Genomic DNA, 16,504 nt, shown 5'->3' on the forward strand with positions numbered 1-16,504 from the left:
GAAATGATAATAACCACAAAAAATAAAGTAATTAATTTTGCTCAATATCATTGATAGTTCTTACTGGATAAGCAAGACCCTATTCCAATATTTCTAAATTCTATTTTAGTGAATGGAAAGAGGGACTATCTATTGAAAGTCCCTCCATTTTATTGAAATGTTAGACGATTTCGTATTTAAATGTATATGGAGCGAGCTGTTCAGAGAGATGGTTCTGGAGATTTGAATTTCCCTGAGTGGAGACCCTGGCAATAGTTCCAAGTGTTTTATCCTGCTCTACTTTTACCTCAGTATCAGCAGTGGCAATATCTGTATCCTGGTTGAGCTGCCTGATAATACCCTCAACACATAAGCGGATTTCTTCCATCTCTAGTGCAGGTTTGAATATTTTGCCAACTGCTGTAGTGGGGAGCACTGTGCGCAGTACAATTTTCTTTGGAATAGCTGCGCGTTCAGTAATGTTCTCCCTGGCGTAACTGGTAATTTCTTCCAGTAGGGTTTGGGCAGAGGAATTCATTACAATCTCATTCTCTTGGGTTGTGAGAGAATCGGCGGCATCATCGGATAACATGACATAGGCGACGGGGATTTCTCCCGCATAAGCATCAGGAGTACCTACCGCTGCCGCCATGGCAACAGATGGGTGCTGACAAAGGATTTCTTCGATCAGCTTGGGTTCAATATTATGCCCGCCGCGCACAATTAATTCCTTCTTGCGGCCGGTGAGCCAAAAGTACCCATCTTCATCCTGCCTGCCCAGGTCTCCGGTATTTAACCAGCGGCGCCCCTGGTCATCGTGGACCCAAATCCCCCTGTTGTGCTCAGGATTGAGATACCCATTAAATACATTGTCACCGTAAATAATCAGGCTCCCGATTTCATTTGTCCGGCTATAACGGGTGAAATTCCCTTGTTCATCCAGCTGCGCACTTTGCATCATTTGCTGCGGTAAACGTAGCCCTATAGAACCGACCTTTTTGGTTCCATATGGGGGAGTGATGCTGCTGGCACAGGTGCCCTCCGTTAAGCCATACCCCTCGACAATCTGTACACCAGTTATTCGCTCAAAAGCATTAAATACTTCTACGGGCATAGGGGCTGCACCGCACAGGGCCATCTGCAGAGAGGATATATCGCATTGATTTACTGGCTGTTGGAGTAGGGCGGAATAAACTGTAGGTACAGCGCTAAAACTATTCACTCGATATAGCTCGATGATCCTCCAAAAATTGGTAAACACACCTTCTCCCCTGTAGCCTTGGGGAGTCATTAATACAACTTCACAGCCATTGATAAAGGCTGCAAGTCCAGTCACTATTGCTGCATTTACATGAAACAACGGCAGTCCGCAAAGAATCACCTTTCCTGGATTCATAATATCGCCTGCGACAAGGCTAATACTTTTCGCGTTGGCTAATTCATTACCGTGGGTATGTGTTGCAATTTTGGGTAAGCCTGTTGTACCTCCGGTACAAAAAAGGGAGGCAATATCATCACTATTAATACTGCGTTTGAAATTCAAACGGTTGGGATTCTGTTTTTTTATGGCCGCTTGAAATTGTATTCGTTGTTTTCCCTCCAGCGACTGCAATTGTCTGCGGTATTGATATTGTATGATTTTAGCTGCAAAACCTTTAAACCCGTGGGCGTGATAGGCGGGATCTACATGGAGAATGCTTTTAACTCCCGGCAGGTCGGTCAAAATACTCTCAATTTTTTCGAAAAGATCGGTGCCGGGGAAAGGGCTCAGGGTGACAATTGCTTTTGCTTGGCTATGCTGCAACAGCTCTTTTATCTGTTTGGCTTCCAGCAAGGGATTGATTGCCAATACTCTGGCTGATGCTTCTGCCCCCCATAAAACATAGTGTGTTTCGGGCAGGTTTGGCAGTATGTAGGCTACGGTATCGGTTTCTTCAATACCAATACTTCTAAATAAGTTAGCTGTTTGAATGATGCGCTCGGCCAGCATTTGATAGCTGATTTTTACCGGTTTTTCATAATCATGCCCAGTGAGAAAGAAAGAAACTGCAGTTTGCTGAGAGTAGCGTTCACAGGATGCCATTAATGCATCAAAGGTGTTGCCAGTAAACTTTTCCGAGATCTCTTTAAGGTGAGTAAAATCATAGCCTTCTGGTTGCTTGTCTGTTCCAAGGTAGGCTTCCAGAGCCTCGATGTCTTTCAAGGTTGAGGTGGACATAGTATGACTCCCTGTCTGCGGGCTAGCGCCTGGCAGCATTGTGTTATTCATTATTCTAGGGTGTGTGAAAGTCAGCTCAGGCCTAGCCCAGTTGTCGGGCAAGCCACTCTTGCTCTTGCCCGGGCTCCGGCATCACAGCGCCTCCCTCGATAACCCAGCTTGCGGGAACATCAACAAGGTCTACCGAGCAGCGAGAGCGGGGGCAGCACAAAATCTGGGAAGCTGAGTTAACAAAGGCACTGGCCAACTCTGACTTGATTTTATCGCTACGGCCTGAGCGAATGGAACCCAGGATATGGACAATGTTTCTTGAGCGCAGGTGAACGCCTCGGCTGAATACAACTTGTACGAATTGTGCAGGTGCGCCGGTAATGGAGCAGTGCGCTTCGGTAATTGCGGATACCAATGCCTGTTGATCAGAGTCCAATAGTGGCCGTTTAGTGGAAATTGTGTATAGGGGCATTTTTATCTCCTATAAGTTGATGTGTGTTTTGAATTGCCCCGAGGCGCTTTTGGATTTCACTAAGCGTATTAGTGTCTTGCCAATAAATGCTATTTGCCTTAGCGGAGACATGCGCTTGCGATTTGTGCTTAGGAATTCTTTGCTGAGCGAATGGTCCGGGGCTGTAATGACGACCTCGTATGTATCTCTTCCTGTTACTGAACACCACTGGTCAAGCAGCCTGTATAAAAATGAGTGCCGTAAAGTATTGGTAGTTCCATCGGGTAGGGGGGCCATAAAGGTGGCCGCTGACGATTGCTTACCCTCCATAAATGCCTGATTAACTGGCACTTCCATCCATACAACCCTGGGTGCTACACGTGGGTTCATATGATCCTGATAAGCCAGATTAATGGTGAACTCCAGCTTCTGTTTTTCGTGGTTAGTTAAGGTCCCCTCGATAAAAGAGCACAAAACAATAGGTTTGAATCGCATTATCTGTCCATTAGGTTGCATTATGGAACTTATTAAGCGCCAATAAGTTCTAAAATGCAACTAAATTGTTAATAGTGAAAGCGTATCAAGCAATAACTTTTAGTTATATCTGAGCCTATTGAGAGGTTCGGGAGAGTTTTGTAATGAAACTTCCTATGAGACTATGGCGCCCTGGGCTACTACAGGACTGTTATGAGAGAGAAGAAACCCGCTGTTCAATGTGCGATCGAAGAGGCGCTTTCTGTAATTGGGGATCGCTGGAGTCTGCTTATTGTTCGCGACGTACTGAGAGGGGTGAACCGGTTTGACTCACTGCAGGAGAGCCTGCAAATTTCCAGAAATATTCTTACCCAAAGATTAAATACCCTGGAAGAAGCTGGCATTCTGGTTAAGATCCCAATCAAACCCGGAGCGCGCCGCATGCTCTATAACGCAACCCCGAAGTGCTTTGCGCTGGTTCCTACTTTGGTTTCTCTGATCGACTGGAGTGCCCGCTGGTCTGAAAAGCCAAATACACGGTGGGCCCGTGTCATTGATAAAAGGACTGGGGAGCCTGTGACAGTGGATTTGGTTGGAAATGATGGTGAGCCGGTTTCCCTGTTGGACTTGGACTTAACGTACTAGGGGCTGTTCTCGCCAGGTCGGTTGCGGGTAACCTGATTGAACTGGTTGATAATTGCCACTGCTTCTACTGCATAGCATGGGGTTACAAGATTGCTATCTGCCGGGAGACGTGTACCCGGCAGGAAAGATTATTTAGAGGGAAGGCTTGTTTATTGCCAAATAGAAAATTAAAGCGGCCTGCACTACTGCCAGAACAATCGCAATAATACGGGTACGCTGCGTAGAAGACTGCTTTAAAGCAAAAAAACCGGCGATTATATAACCAAATACCAAGGCTATTTTCACTGCAAGCCAATGGTAAATGGCCGGATTCCAGCTGCCGATAACTACCAGCGCGATAGCTGCACTTAGCAGAACAGTGTCATTCACATGGGGTATCCAGCGCAATGGAGTTTGCCGCCATGCAGTATTTCTGCTGAGATCCAGGCTGGTACGTAGTAGAAAGAGAGTGATACTCAGAACTGCGGCAAAAACATGGGTATGTTTTATCAGGGTATAACTAACCATCGATAAGGCTACTTCATTTTCCCGAGAGTAATGTCCGGAAATTGTAAATTGGAACGTGCCAGTTGAATGAGCACACGCTAGTGATGGCAGATGGTAACGAGTAAACAGTCGATCCTGCAACTGGATTAGGGGCTTAAGTAAGCCCCGATTATACGGAACTTCGATACAAGGTAGCGATACGAAACGCTTACTCTGTTTAATACGAGGCACTTTTCGGGCCAAAGGAGGTACTGACTATTATGGGATATGAGTCGTAGTAGTCCAGGCTTGGCCTGACAGAACATCTTTTGAAAAACCGGTAACTGTCAGCTCAGGTATGAACTACTACATTTAAGGTATCCTAGTCTAAGAAAACCTTAATAACTGAAAAGTCAGAACTATTCTCTGCTAGATCAATGGCTTTGATATAGTAATCAATTTCAGAAATACCTTCGGGGATATTTTCATCTACAAACTCGGGTTTCCAGGTTCGACCTTCGTAACCATTTAAATTTGGAAGCTGCCTATATATTGCATAATGGCCGATTCCATAATCATCCTGTGAGTTCTCCCATTTAAGGTGTACAGCGCCGTTCAAAATTTCATAAGTGATGCCTGTTACATCAGAAGGCGGGGTAATGTCATCACTTTTATTACAAAGCTTTTCATATCGACCTAATCCATCGTGGCATTGATCAGGTTCATCTTGAATTTGGCCGCTTGACAAAAATTCACTGCTCTTGCCCCCAACACACAAATTTTCATGGCATTGGTTGGTATCAAAATTTGCCCTACATTTTCCGCATAATCCAATTGGGTCCTCATTAAATGGTTTTTTAGATGCATCCCTTTCTGGCCAGTATGTACACACAACCTGTATGGCGCCATCTTCATAGTTTGGGTTCCCAGTACCAGCTATTCCGGTATTGCAGTTGGCGACAGCGCAACCGATATATCGAGTTTCATTATTACAAACTTGAGCCCAATGACCACAATGTTCACCATAACAAGCATTGGTTTCCCAATCATAACTAGTATTTTCGTGATACCAATCAAACACTGCACCTTTCCAGGTTGAAATGTCGTAGTTGGAAGCAGGAGGGTTGTGTGTAAAGAGAGCAATATTTTCTGTGGCATATTTTCCACCTGCCAAACTCTCACTATTGTAGGAGGTTAAATGTCTAACCGAATCATAGGCATCTCGAATACCTTGAGGCCCCCCGTAATGACCATTGTAACAACTGAGCGCTCGTTGTTTGGCCATTTCTTCAAGCGCAGGGTCCCAAAAAACTTTGATCATGTCTGAGGCTGATTCTGGTCCGTTCATTCCGCTACCTTCTCCACTGGCACACTTAGAGCGGTAGTCATTATGTGCATCCAGTAAAGCCTGTTTTTCTAACTGCGATAACTCATGAATATAGTTATCGTCTCTCGGGTCTGGCTCCGGTTCTGGCTCCGGTTCTGGTTCCGGTTCTGGTTCCGGTTCTGGTTCTGGTTCTGGTTCTGGTTCTGGTTCTGGCTGTGGTTCTGGCTGTGGTTCTGGGTTAGTAGGGTTGTCTAAATCAGGAGTGGGCTCACCACCTCCACCCCCACAGGCAGCAAGAAGCATACAAGCTAGTAAAAGGGGAGTGATCTTCTTTATGTTGAGTGAAATCGAAAATATTTTGGTCAAAATTTTCACAGGAATATCCATCCATACCACCCTTGGCGTTACAGGCTTAATTAAAAGGCCTTGGTAAATTCGATATATGATTTGCTTCTGCGTATTTTTTTGAGGTCATGTAAAGACCCCTCTGTGGAAGAGCACAAAACAGTGGGTTTGGATCGCATCATCTGTCTCATGGGTTGCATTTTGGAACTAATTTAATGATTATAAGTTCCAAAATGCAACTAAAGTTATTGAAAGTGGAAGGTATATCACAATAATTTTTTGGTTTTATATGGACCAATCGGGGAGACACAGGAAAGTTTTGTAGTGAAACTTCCTCTGAGGCTATGGCGCCCTGGGTTATCACAGGACTGTTACGAGAGAGAAGAAATCCGCTTTTCAATGCGTGATTGAAGAGGCGCTTTCTGTAATTGGGGATCGCTGGAGCCTGCTTATTGTTTGCAATGCATTAAGAGGAGTAAATCGGTTTGATTCATTGCAAGAGACCCTGCAAGGTTCCAGAAATATTCTTACCCAAAGATGAAATACCCTGGAAGAAGCTGACATTCTGGTTAAGATCCCAATCAAACCCGGTGCGCACCACCTGCTCTATAACGCAACCCAGAAATGCTTTGCGCTGGTTCCTACTTTGGTTTTTCTGATCGACTGGAGTGAAAGGCCAAATACACAGTGGTCCCTTGTAATTGGTGAAAGGATGGGGGAGCCTGTGACAGTGGATTTGGCTGGAAAAGATGGTAAGCCGGTTACCCTGTTGGATCAGGACTTAAAGTGCTGGGGCCGTTACAGCCAGGTCGGTTGCGGGTAATCTGGTAGAATCCTATATTGTATTCAGACCTAAGGCTGCTATTAAGGGAGCTAAACTATTTCTGTACGGTACTTCACGAATTGAAACAGCGAATTCGGTCCATTCATAATTGAAGAAACAGCTGTAACTTTGCTTTCCTTTGCATCAATTGTTGGTGTCCAGGAATTCTAGAACCTCCTCCATCCATGTCTCCACATATACCGGCGCCATGGCATGCCCCATACCATCCACCCACAGCGTTTTTACATTTGGAATACGCGCAGCATATTTTTTGGCATGAGCGATATTCAAGAGTGGATCTTTATCGCCATGGATAACAAGTGCAGGGACTTCCAGTTTTTCAAGACGCTGCAATCGCGAACCCGAGAGAGAGATAGCAGTGGCCTGTTGAGTGGGTAGTTGGGGGTCAAATCCCTTCCTGTGACGTAACTCGTAAAGAGTGGTGCGAGTGATATGCTCCACGTCAAAGCCCCCCTGTCCCTGGAGAAAGTGATAGGTGCTGGCCATAAGCCTAACCATGCCTTCCTCTGAGCCACTTAGCCCGTAGCGCAGGAATAACCGAAGCACACTGTATTTAAATGCGTGCTCCACGGGGAGTTCGGGATCATTTACGTAGCCTGAAGACATAATTGAACTGAGGCTTCTCAGGCGGGCAGGGTGATGCAGAGCCATTTCCTGGGCAATCATTCCGCCCATAGAGGCCCCCATCACATGGGCCTGCTGAATTCCCAGGGTATTCATAACCTCAATATTATCCTGCATCATGTCGCTGAGATCATAAGCGGTCTCTTTACTCCAGTTATGAACGCGGCTGGAAGCACCGCAACCACGGTTGTCTGTGAGTAACACTTGGTAGCCAGCGGCGAGCAGGGGTTCATAGACCTTGGGTGGCCAATATAATGAAGAGGAGCCCAGTCCATTGATTAATAGAACAGTCCCACGGACAGGTTGTTCCGCAGGGGCTTTGAGCTGATACCAGATATTGATGTCCCCGGAGCGTACGAAGCCGCTGTCGTCTGACGCCAGAGGGGGCAGTGGTTGGTTTAGGGTTCGTTGCAGGCGTTGCTCTATAGCTTCGGGAAGCGGGGGAACAGTAATGACCCAAACGACGCAGGAGAGGCCTAAAAGTAATAACAGTGTGCCCACTGTTAAAGCGGTTTTTTTGATCAACGTAATCCTCCTGAGAGCACCTATCCGGTGCTGCTGTAAAGATAAATTACAAGGAGTATTGGTTGCTAGCTTCGCATAAGTAAGTCACCGGTGTCACTCAATCCTTACGACATTTGTCATTTATTTTTTCAACGACAGGACAGCGAATGGACTGCTAGCACTATTTATTTCTGTGCTATTGGCAATATCATCGCACTTTTAGTGGGTTTGTTTAAGTTTGTACCGCACTGGTGCCCGCTAGACTGGCAACATCCTAATAAATCAGGTCAATTAGATCTGAGCCATCAAAGCCTAGTAGCCTTGAGGGTGGGGCCTGGATAAAAGGTTAGTTACCTGAGTGTGATCCATTTGCAGAGGTCCAAAGATATTTTCGTTCAAATATTCTACAAAGGATTTCTTGGTAACCTGTTCGATAACAGCAGATTGGATATCGTGTCCACTATTGCTGAAATTCAAGGTGGGATGGGCTTTAGCAGTACTTTTACTGAGTCAGTATGTCCCAATGAATCATTATTTTATCTCACCTATTGAAAATTGTGAGGCTAATTCTCTGTTCAATAAGTTCTCGTTTTACATTTCGGCAAGAATTTAGAGGTATGGGGTTGATAGGCAAATATTAACCTTTTTAATGTGAACAATGTTTATGCACTCTCTGGGATTCCAATTATGTAGAGTAGCTCTAGCTTTCTCTTATTCACAGTCTCGATATCCTTGAACAATTGGCATTAGTAAGTAGACTGCCAACAGGCTTGGTGATAGCCATCACCCTGAACCACCAGAGAAAATATCAGTAAAAAAAGGATACGGCGACATGCTGAAAGCGGAATATCGTGAACGTGGCCCAGTGCCACAGGATGTAATTGAAGCTGTTTCATTTGATGTGCCCGAATTAGAGGATGGCCAGGTTCTGTTGGAAATGCTGGCTGCGCCAATCAACCCCTCTGATGTCCTCACTTTAACTGGGCAATATGGCATGCTGCCGCCGTTACCGGCTATTGGCGGCAACGAGGGTATTGCGAAAGTGATTAAGCAAGGACCTAATGTGAGTGGCCCTGCAATTGGTCAGACTGTTCTTCTGCCGGTGGGAAGTGGTACCTGGGCTACGCATATGGTTGCAGATGCCAAAGGACTAATCCCGCTGCCCAATGATGTAGATCCTGTGCAGCTATCCATGATCACCATCAACCCACCTACTGCTTATCTTTTGTTGAGCGAGTTTGTTGACCTCAAAGAAGGGGACTGGGTGATCCAGAACGCCGCCAATTCTGGTGTAGGGTCTTATCTCACCTCATTGGCGAAGCTCCGGGGTCTTAAAGTAGTGAATGTTGTACGCCGGGCCTCCCTGGTGGAGCCATTACTTGCTGCGGGGGCAGATGTGGTATTGGTAGACGGCGAGGTTGATGGAAAGAGCCTTGCGCAAAGAGTGGAAGCTGCCACCGATGGGGCTAAGATCCAGTTGGGAATTGATGCTGTTGGCGGGATGGCGACCGCCCGCCTGGGTGAGGCGCTTTGTGAAGGTGCTACGTTGGTGAACTATGGTGCTCTCAGTGGTGAGCCTTGCCTGCTGGCTCCGGGCATTATTATATTCAAAGATATCACCGTGAGGGGCTTCTGGCTGGCCAAGTGGTTTGCTACCGCCTCTCCGGAGCGACAGAAAGAAGTGTTTGGAACTATTACTGGGCTAGTGGCAGAAGGAAAATTATCCGCTCCTGTTCATGAGACCTATCCAGTCAAGGATATCAAAGAGGCCGTAAGAGTTGCGGCGGCGGGAGAACGCAATGGTAAGGTGCTCTTAGTGGGGGAGAATCTACCCAATTAAATTTTAATAAGAGACCAGCGTGAGTCTGCAGATCACAAACGCCACAGAGTTCTTGTGGCGTTTATTTACGAGATGATTTTTTTTGTTTAAGAGACATACTTATCTAGAACAGCTTTACGATGAATGTAAGACGTCCGGCTGTATACATTTAAGGCTTCTTGGCCGTTAGAGGACTCTTATCGCATGGCCCTTTAGCCTTGGCAATATTGCCCATTTTGCTTACCCTTACCCTTACCCTTGCGTCACAATTCCTTGAGCTGAATAAGTTTATCGATTATTGAGTAATGGGCACCTGCTTAGACGACAGGTACCCGGAAAGTTGTGATTTACCCCGTACTTCCTTGAATATCTTGGTAACTGGTTGGTGGCCAACTTTAAATCGAATGCCAGCGTAATCCTGTCCCAAAAGGTTCCTGCCTGCAGAAACTGTGACTACTGCCTATGGCATGAAAAGTTTTCTGATATAGCTCTTCATTGTGATGGGCTTATTGAAGCAAGCCTGATTGAGCCTATCGTAGGTGTTCAAGAAGAGTGGGTCCAACTATTTCAGTTCGAGGCTGTGGAACAGTTAAATATTTTTTTAAGGAAAGCTGACTTACGATCAGTCTTGTCTGCCTGTGAAGAGGAGTTTGGAGCAAAAATACAGCAGCAAGTGATTGTTAATACCAAGCAGATGACTGTTCCAGCCACTATTGTGGTCTTTGAGCGTGTTAAACCTGACCGTATTCGGGGCTATAAAAAGTGGCTTGGGAAGATTGGGGAGGCTGCAGAAAGTCATCCAGGATTTCTTGGAAGAGAACTTCTAAAACCCATTAAGGGGTTACAGGATGACTGGGTAATTATTATTCGATTTGATTCCGAGGAAAACCTCAATCTTTGGTTGTCATCTCCCATCCACAAAGTGCTTATGGAGGAAGCAGAGTCTTTTCTAGAGCGCGTACAATATAAAAAAATTGGGAGAGGTTTTGAGGATTGGCTTGCCCATGCCAGAGGTATAAAAAATAGTGCGTTGCCTCCCCAATGGAAAATGGCGATGCTCATTATTCTCGCGCTCTACCCAATTATTATGCTGATCTCAATTTGGATTCTGCCTTTAATGGAAAATTGGAAGTCAGCAATGTCACTTTTTGTTTCTAGTCTTATTAGTGTTTCAGTCTTGACTTGGGTGGCAATGCCGATTGTGACGAGGGTATTTAGTTTTTGGCTCTCTGGAGGGGAAGAGGTAAAGACAAAAACGACGATTATAGGGGCGTCTATCGTAGTCTTACTTTATTTGATGGCAATCCTTCTATTTGTATCGTTGTAAGAAGTGACAATACTCAAGCATATCTATTGTCCATGAAATCTACCTGGTTCTGCCAATATTCTCTGCCGGGTCTATAAAGTAACTTCAGAACTAGGATAAAACTTGGATTTTCAAGAGGACAAATTCGTGAAGAATCCTGTCAATCGCTCCAAAAGCACGGATTGGCCCGACATTTCATTTGCGCAATGGTCAGAAACGGCATCAACTTTACATATGTGGACCCAAATAGTAGGAAAAATTCGCTTGGTGCAGACCCCATGGACCAATCATTCCTGGCATGTGCCACTGTATGTAACAGCAAAGGGGTTGGATACTTCGCTGATTCCATACAATGGTAAGGCTTTTACTATAGAGTTTGACTTCGTCGACCATCAATTATTGATTATAGTCTCAGACGGTAATAGCCGCTCTATACCTTTGAAACCGCAATCTGTTGCTGCTTTTTATCGAAAGATAATGCACTCAATGAAAGACCTTGGACTTCCAGTAGCAATTTTTACCACCCCTAGTGAAGTCACTGATGGAGTCCCCTTTGAAGGGGATGAAAAGCACTGCCATTATGACCGGGAATATGCCACTCGCTTCTGGCGGGCCCTGGTACAGATGGATCGAGTGTTTAAGGAATTCCGATCTCGGTTTATTGGAAAGTGCAGCCCTGTTCATTTTTTCTGGGGGAGTTTTGATATGGCAGTAACCCGCTTCTCAGGAAGGGAAGCTCCGCCACATCCGGGTGGAGTACCTCATTTTCCCGACTGGGCTGCTCGTGAGGCCTACTCCCATGAGGTGAGTAGTGCAGGTTTTTGGCCCGGGGGAGGTGGTGTTGAAAGTGCATCTTTTTATTCTTATTGCTACCCTGCGCCAGAAAATTATTCTGCTCAGAAGGTGAAGCCTGCCTCTGCCTTTTATTCGGAAAAGCTGGGAGAGTTCATACTTTCATATGATGAGGTCAGGAATGCGAGTTCACCAGATGAATTGTTATTGGAGTTTCTACAAAGTACCTATGAGGCAGCAGCTAACAGTGCTGCCTGGGATAGAAATGCGCTGGAAAAGGACTTTACACTTGAAATAAATGGGTGATTATTCGGGATTGTAGGCTGTGTTGATTTGGATTCACTGGAATATCACAGCATCTCCAGGTGCTTGATTAGCGGAAGCAAGTCAATGCGCCGCTTAATAGCTGCCGAGAGTGCTATAGCCACTACACCAGTGTGATTGGCTTTTCATGGCAATACCGGTGAAAAGCAGAATGGTAGCCAGGTAACACCAGCTCGAACCAGCCCAGATATAGGTGATATCACCACACCAAACTTGATTGGGTTTTTCTACATTAAATCGACGATCAAATTTATTCGGTATATCTAAATGCTCGACCGTTGCTTTCTTATATCTATGGGGCCAGGTTACTTACAAACCAAGCCGGCCTCATACATTAGCCTTCGGGCTTTAAAGCGTCCGATTGGAATTCCCTGCTCATAAAGTAAACCTACGATTGTACGACTACCTGCAGAGCTACGGCTGCGCTCAAAGAGCTCACTGACTTTGGAGCGAAGCTGCATTCTGGGCGTATCAACGACATCCTTCCGTTTCCTGTATTCGTAGTAGCATGATTGAGGTATTCCAAACGCTTTACAGACCTGTTCTACGGACTCATGCTCACTTAATCGGTCAATCATCGCGTACAATTCATCTCGTCGGACATCAAAAGAGCGGTAACCTTTTTTAGTATCTCTTTCTCCCTTTCTAGGCGATTGATACGGACTTCAAGCTCCTGAATTTCCTGTTGCTCAGTGGTAAGTGCACTATTTACAGGTGTGTTACCCCCTCGCTCTGACTCTAGCTGCTTCATCCAACGGCGGGGCCGTTGTACCAACATCCAGTGAGTGGGCCGATTCAGCTATTGAGTAACCCTGATCTACTATCAAACGAGCAGCATCTAATTGAAATTCAGGAGAAAAGGATCGACGTTGTCTACTCATTGAACGCCTCTATTTTCGGTGGCAACTTTTCCACCTAAATTGGTGTCCGGGTTTAGTAGACCACTACAGACTACTTGCTGGTTTATATACGGCCTAAGCGCAAAACCCATAAGACACCCTCAATACATGCTCGGCTATCAATGGGCTTTGGGCCTCCCTTCCTACGTTTTAGCTGGGGAATGCAGGGTTCAAATTTCCACTGGTCGTCGGTCAACTCTGACTTGAATCGGCTCACAACCACCCGTCTTTTTACTCTATGAGTGTGCGAGAATAGCCGATTGCAAGTTATGAAACAGCCTCTATTAATCTTCACTGATATTACACGGATCGACATGAAGATTCCATAAATCATAAACCCCTTGGGCTTGATCGAAGTCAATTAAATTAGGCCCCTGATCAAAATGGGTAATTGCGACAAAGGTGCGCAGGTTGGTTTCGATAGTGAACTCTCCGCCGCATTGACTGTTATCAAGATGTTGCTTGATATCAACCATTTGGTTGTCGAACGAATCGCTATAGGGGTAATCAGAGAATTCATGTCCTTCATAGATTGCTGAATCATTGACAGAAAAATACTGATCTGGAAATTCATGCCTTACCTGTGATAGCAAAAATCCATACTTTGTAATTACAAATGAGCCAGCAGCTGAAAACCCCGCATTCGTAAGCTGAGATTGATCGTCAACGACAATTTTATATTTGAGGTAGCAATTTTTTTCATCAAAATATTTTTCATTAGCATAATCGGCGTCGGATATGGCTGCTTGCATTTCTTTATTGGTGAAATCAATCCTTATCAAATCACCTTCGCCCGGAGCTCTTTGTTTTATCTCTATATTGCTATTTACGCAATCGCCCTCCTGGGCAATCAGTTCAATATTGTAGGGGTCTGAACCCCTTTGGTTATATTGATTGTCGTATGCTACGCTGGCATTCACGGCCCCTGAATTAAAACAGGTCAGCGATATTACAAGTGTTACATACATTATATAGGCTTTAAGCATAATAAGTCTCCGTCTATTAATACATCAGGATTGTAAAGGTGGGGTGGGGTCGCATTCTTCAAAAGTCATTCTTGAGTGATCCACAAAAGCTTCGTTTATTTGAATAAAACCCGGTGAGTCGGGGGCATATTGAAACTCTGAATATATACTAGCCTCAATAGAGACAGGTTTGCCGCAATCGTCCTCATCTGGACTATCGCTTGGTGGATGTTTGGTTGCTAGAGTGACATCCAAGTCAAATGATTCTTCTCGTATTTCATTCTCTGGAGCTATCACGATAAGTTGTTCAGATTGGCTGAGCGAACTGTTGTTGTATCTAAGCCTGACCCGAGCTGCAGCAATCGAACTACTTTTAACGAGGTAGTTTCCTTTGACACTAAACTGCAATGACTTCAGACGAATGTTGTTTTTTGTAGGTAAGATCAAGACAAAGAAGTCTAATTCACAACTTTTCTTATCAGTAACTCCAACACTCTTTAATTCGTCAGTGAAGTTTACGTGCATATAGGGGAATCCCTCTGCATCGTTATCAATGATGATATCAGTAAACTGACAATCAAACTGTTGGTTTTGCAGTATTACTGCATAATTTACGTCTTTCAATGCTTCTTGTGCATTCGGTACGGATGTAAAACACAATATTGCAATAAAGGCGATCAATTTTTTCGGCGATAGTCGGTGCCGGTTAGTATTCTCCAACATACCAAATCCTTCTTTTCAAATAAGCTTCTAGTAAATCGCTGAATAATATATGTCTCTATTGTTAAACTTTGTCTTCGGCTTTCAGTCCAGAGCATGATGACGTGGCGGTATAGGTTACTTACCGCTACTCATAGCAATTAGCCTAATTTTTACACCTTATCTATTTAAGGTGATTCTTAGAATTGTGTGAATAATTGAGTTGTCATATCCAGCTTTCTATAGAAAAAAGGATGCTATTTCTAAAACTCTCGAATGACCAGAAGCTCCTCTCTCTGAATTTTATACCTTGGATTTTCGAATTCAGCCCCTTCGCAACACCGTTACTAATTGGATCCTAAAAGTAGGTCAGCAGGTTGGACAAGTGCCATTTCAGAATTTTTGCAACCTTATTTATCGGATTCATTCCCCTGCGTATCGCCCAGCTTTACCAGCGCTCAAAGAACCTCTCGGTTGTAATTCTGCTCATACATTGCCAAAAATTGCGAAATAGGTCTATGATCAAACAGGTGCGCGCTACTTCCAGGACAGGGTCCTTTAAATGCATATTTTTTTTCCGTCAATTTTTCGCTTACACTACTCGGAGTTGGTCAACAAAAAATATTTACTTCTAGATAAACGCTTGTCACCCTTTTTCAGTAAATCCCCCTGCTCGCTTGATCAACTGCCTTGTTGAGGTGCAGGCGAATATGAAAGCGGTCGAGGACAATGGTCGCACCGGGCAAACAGTGGCCAACATCACTGCTAAAAGCCTTCCACTGTATCCCATTTCACTTTTACCTACTCACCGGCGATATCAAGATCAACATCACTCATATTCCATTCAGATTGAACACCTAAGAGTTGCGAGTAGTGGTCTTCAATCTGAATGGGCTGCTTATCCTGATGTAACTGGCAGTTTCGATGAATACATGACCAATTATAATGGATTTTCACACTATTCTACGAAGAACCTCATTTAAAAACATGGAACACAGACAACTGTTGCTAACTTAAAGGTGCCGTTACCTTGGTCGAGGTTTGTGATAGCTGGAGAAGCATCGCTAACTGGTCGGTAAGTTATTTCACTATACAGATCAGTCTCTACGAAAACTGATTGACCACACTGGCCTAAACCTGAAGTTGTAGTTGCGATAACATTGTCAAAACTGTCGCTTTTTATTTCTCCGGCACCAAACCAGGATTTTTGGTCTGAAAAAGTTTGGTTTTGATTGTTAACACGATTTCTCACTCTGGCTGCATTGATGGAATTAGGGCTAGTGAGATAGTTGCCAGCTGTTGAAAACTCGATTGCTGCAATCTTGTACCCTGGGAATGGAGTTATTTTATAGTCGACCTCACAAGATTTTTTTATGGTTGTTTGGCTAGTTCCACCTGCAAGAAGTGCCTGCATTTCATTCTGGAGAAAATCAAGCCTTATCACATTAGCTCCAGAGGGAGAGGTAATTGGTGTGTTCGCACAATCGAACTGTTGTTGAACCACATTAACAGAGAAGTTATTTGCATAAGAGGCGGCAGATGCCGTCGCTAAAATAGACAGCGAAAAAATAGTTAAAGCTTTCATAGTTTTCCCTTTGATAGGTTTGGCCATTTATCCTTAATAGTGCCTAATGAAAAGATAAGGATTATTAAAGATACAAAGCTACTTTGTAGCGTTAGTTAATATTTGTGACTTGAAGTAATTAATATAAATGAATGACTAACAATTAGGAAGAGGTAAATGTAAGGAAAGGCACAAGAATGCGGTCTGGCTATACATCACATGCCATAGTCTTTTAGCAGTTATTATTTGTTCAATATTAATGCTGTAAC

Annotated in this window: 16 protein-coding genes and 1 pseudogene; 6 read left to right on the forward strand and 11 right to left on the reverse strand. The window is 44.5% G+C overall.

Annotated features, from left to right (window positions below):
- Positions 1-160: 160 nt before the first annotated feature.
- Together ABWV76_RS03210 and ABWV76_RS03215 are read right to left on the reverse strand one after the other, a co-directional pair.
- The gene (locus ABWV76_RS03210; protein ID WP_353375200.1) at positions 161-2,197 is read right to left on the reverse strand and encodes an acyl-CoA synthetase; all 2,037 of its coding nucleotides are present in this window, start codon (positions 2,195-2,197) and stop codon (positions 161-163) included.
- Between the two features lie 82 nt (positions 2,198-2,279).
- Positions 2,280-2,660: a hypothetical protein gene (locus ABWV76_RS03215; protein ID WP_282950848.1), complete on the reverse strand. Its 381-nt coding sequence runs from the start codon at positions 2,658-2,660 to the stop codon at positions 2,280-2,282.
- Between the two features lie 666 nt (positions 2,661-3,326).
- Between ABWV76_RS03215 and ABWV76_RS03220 the strand changes: the two genes are divergently transcribed.
- The gene (locus tag ABWV76_RS03220) at positions 3,327-3,758 is read left to right on the forward strand and encodes a winged helix-turn-helix transcriptional regulator (RefSeq protein ID WP_282950847.1); all 432 of its coding nucleotides are present in this window, start codon (positions 3,327-3,329) and stop codon (positions 3,756-3,758) included.
- Between the two features lie 132 nt (positions 3,759-3,890).
- Here ABWV76_RS03220 and ABWV76_RS03225 read toward each other — a convergent pair whose 3' ends face one another.
- Complete coding sequence (locus tag ABWV76_RS03225) at positions 3,891-4,265, reverse strand: SirB2 family protein (RefSeq protein WP_282950846.1); 375 nt, start codon at positions 4,263-4,265, stop codon at positions 3,891-3,893.
- 340 nt (positions 4,266-4,605) lie between these two features.
- On the reverse strand, positions 4,606-5,937 hold the full coding sequence (locus ABWV76_RS03230) for a CAP domain-containing protein (RefSeq protein WP_353375201.1): 1,332 nt from the start codon (positions 5,935-5,937) through the stop codon (positions 4,606-4,608).
- Between the two features lie 361 nt (positions 5,938-6,298).
- Here ABWV76_RS03230 and ABWV76_RS03235 point away from each other — a divergent pair, with 361 nt between their 5' ends.
- Positions 6,299-6,436 carry a winged helix-turn-helix transcriptional regulator gene (locus tag ABWV76_RS03235; RefSeq protein WP_353375202.1) on the forward strand — a complete coding sequence of 46 codons (138 nt, stop codon included), beginning with the start codon at positions 6,299-6,301 and terminating at the stop codon, positions 6,434-6,436.
- A gap of 426 nt (positions 6,437-6,862) precedes the next feature.
- Here the strand turns inward: ABWV76_RS03235 and ABWV76_RS03240 are convergent, their stop codons facing one another.
- Both ABWV76_RS03240 and ABWV76_RS03245 read right to left on the reverse strand, forming a co-directional pair.
- A complete protein-coding gene (locus ABWV76_RS03240) occupies positions 6,863-7,888 on the reverse strand; it encodes an alpha/beta fold hydrolase (RefSeq protein WP_020415069.1) in 1,026 nt (341 codons plus the stop codon).
- Positions 7,889-8,179: 291 nt separating this feature from the next.
- Positions 8,180-8,344, reverse strand: coding sequence for a serine hydrolase (locus ABWV76_RS03245; protein WP_353375203.1), 165 nt, complete (start codon positions 8,342-8,344; stop codon positions 8,180-8,182).
- A 355-nt stretch (positions 8,345-8,699) separates the two neighbouring features.
- Here ABWV76_RS03245 and ABWV76_RS03250 point away from each other — a divergent pair, with 355 nt between their 5' ends.
- The 3 genes from ABWV76_RS03250 (at position 8,700) to ABWV76_RS03260 (ending at position 12,090) form a co-directional block, all read left to right on the forward strand.
- The gene (locus tag ABWV76_RS03250; protein ID WP_353375204.1) at positions 8,700-9,707 is read left to right on the forward strand and encodes a zinc-dependent alcohol dehydrogenase family protein; all 1,008 of its coding nucleotides are present in this window, start codon (positions 8,700-8,702) and stop codon (positions 9,705-9,707) included.
- A gap of 364 nt (positions 9,708-10,071) precedes the next feature.
- A complete protein-coding gene (locus ABWV76_RS03255; RefSeq protein WP_353375205.1) occupies positions 10,072-11,013 on the forward strand; it encodes an antibiotic biosynthesis monooxygenase in 942 nt (313 codons plus the stop codon).
- A 126-nt stretch (positions 11,014-11,139) separates the two neighbouring features.
- Positions 11,140-12,090, forward strand: a complete 951-nt coding sequence (locus tag ABWV76_RS03260) for a DUF5996 family protein (protein ID WP_353375206.1) — start codon at positions 11,140-11,142, stop codon at positions 12,088-12,090.
- A gap of 165 nt (positions 12,091-12,255) precedes the next feature.
- Here ABWV76_RS03260 and ABWV76_RS03265 read toward each other — a convergent pair.
- The 4 genes and pseudogenes from ABWV76_RS03265 to ABWV76_RS03280 form a co-directional block, all read right to left on the reverse strand.
- Positions 12,256-12,989: pseudogene (locus tag ABWV76_RS03265) on the reverse strand (IS3 family transposase); the annotation flags it as partial.
- A gap of 302 nt (positions 12,990-13,291) precedes the next feature.
- Positions 13,292-13,993 carry a hypothetical protein gene (locus tag ABWV76_RS03270; RefSeq protein ID WP_353375207.1) on the reverse strand — a complete coding sequence of 234 codons (702 nt, stop codon included), beginning with the start codon at positions 13,991-13,993 and terminating at the stop codon, positions 13,292-13,294.
- Between the two features lie 24 nt (positions 13,994-14,017).
- On the reverse strand, positions 14,018-14,695 hold the full coding sequence (locus ABWV76_RS03275; protein ID WP_353375208.1) for a hypothetical protein: 678 nt from the start codon (positions 14,693-14,695) through the stop codon (positions 14,018-14,020).
- A gap of 632 nt (positions 14,696-15,327) precedes the next feature.
- A complete protein-coding gene (locus tag ABWV76_RS03280) occupies positions 15,328-15,417 on the reverse strand; it encodes a transposase (RefSeq protein WP_169337143.1) in 90 nt (29 codons plus the stop codon).
- Here ABWV76_RS03280 and ABWV76_RS03285 point away from each other — a divergent pair.
- On the forward strand, positions 15,382-15,654 hold the full coding sequence (locus ABWV76_RS03285; RefSeq protein ID WP_353375472.1) for a hypothetical protein: 273 nt from the start codon (positions 15,382-15,384) through the stop codon (positions 15,652-15,654). The two genes, ABWV76_RS03280 and ABWV76_RS03285, sit on opposite strands and share 36 nt — an antisense overlap.
- On the opposite strand, the gene ABWV76_RS03290 is transcribed toward ABWV76_RS03285, so the two are convergent.
- Positions 15,651-16,283 (reverse strand): hypothetical protein, encoded by a 633-nt coding sequence (locus ABWV76_RS03290; protein WP_353375209.1) that lies wholly within the window; start codon positions 16,281-16,283, stop codon positions 15,651-15,653. The genes ABWV76_RS03285 and ABWV76_RS03290 overlap by 4 nt on opposite strands.
- Positions 16,284-16,504: the final 221 nt, after the last annotated feature.

Origin of the sequence: Microbulbifer sp. NBRC 101763, assembly GCF_040371615.1 — a bacterium.
GTDB classification, from domain to species: domain Bacteria; phylum Pseudomonadota; class Gammaproteobacteria; order Pseudomonadales; family Cellvibrionaceae; genus Microbulbifer; species Microbulbifer variabilis.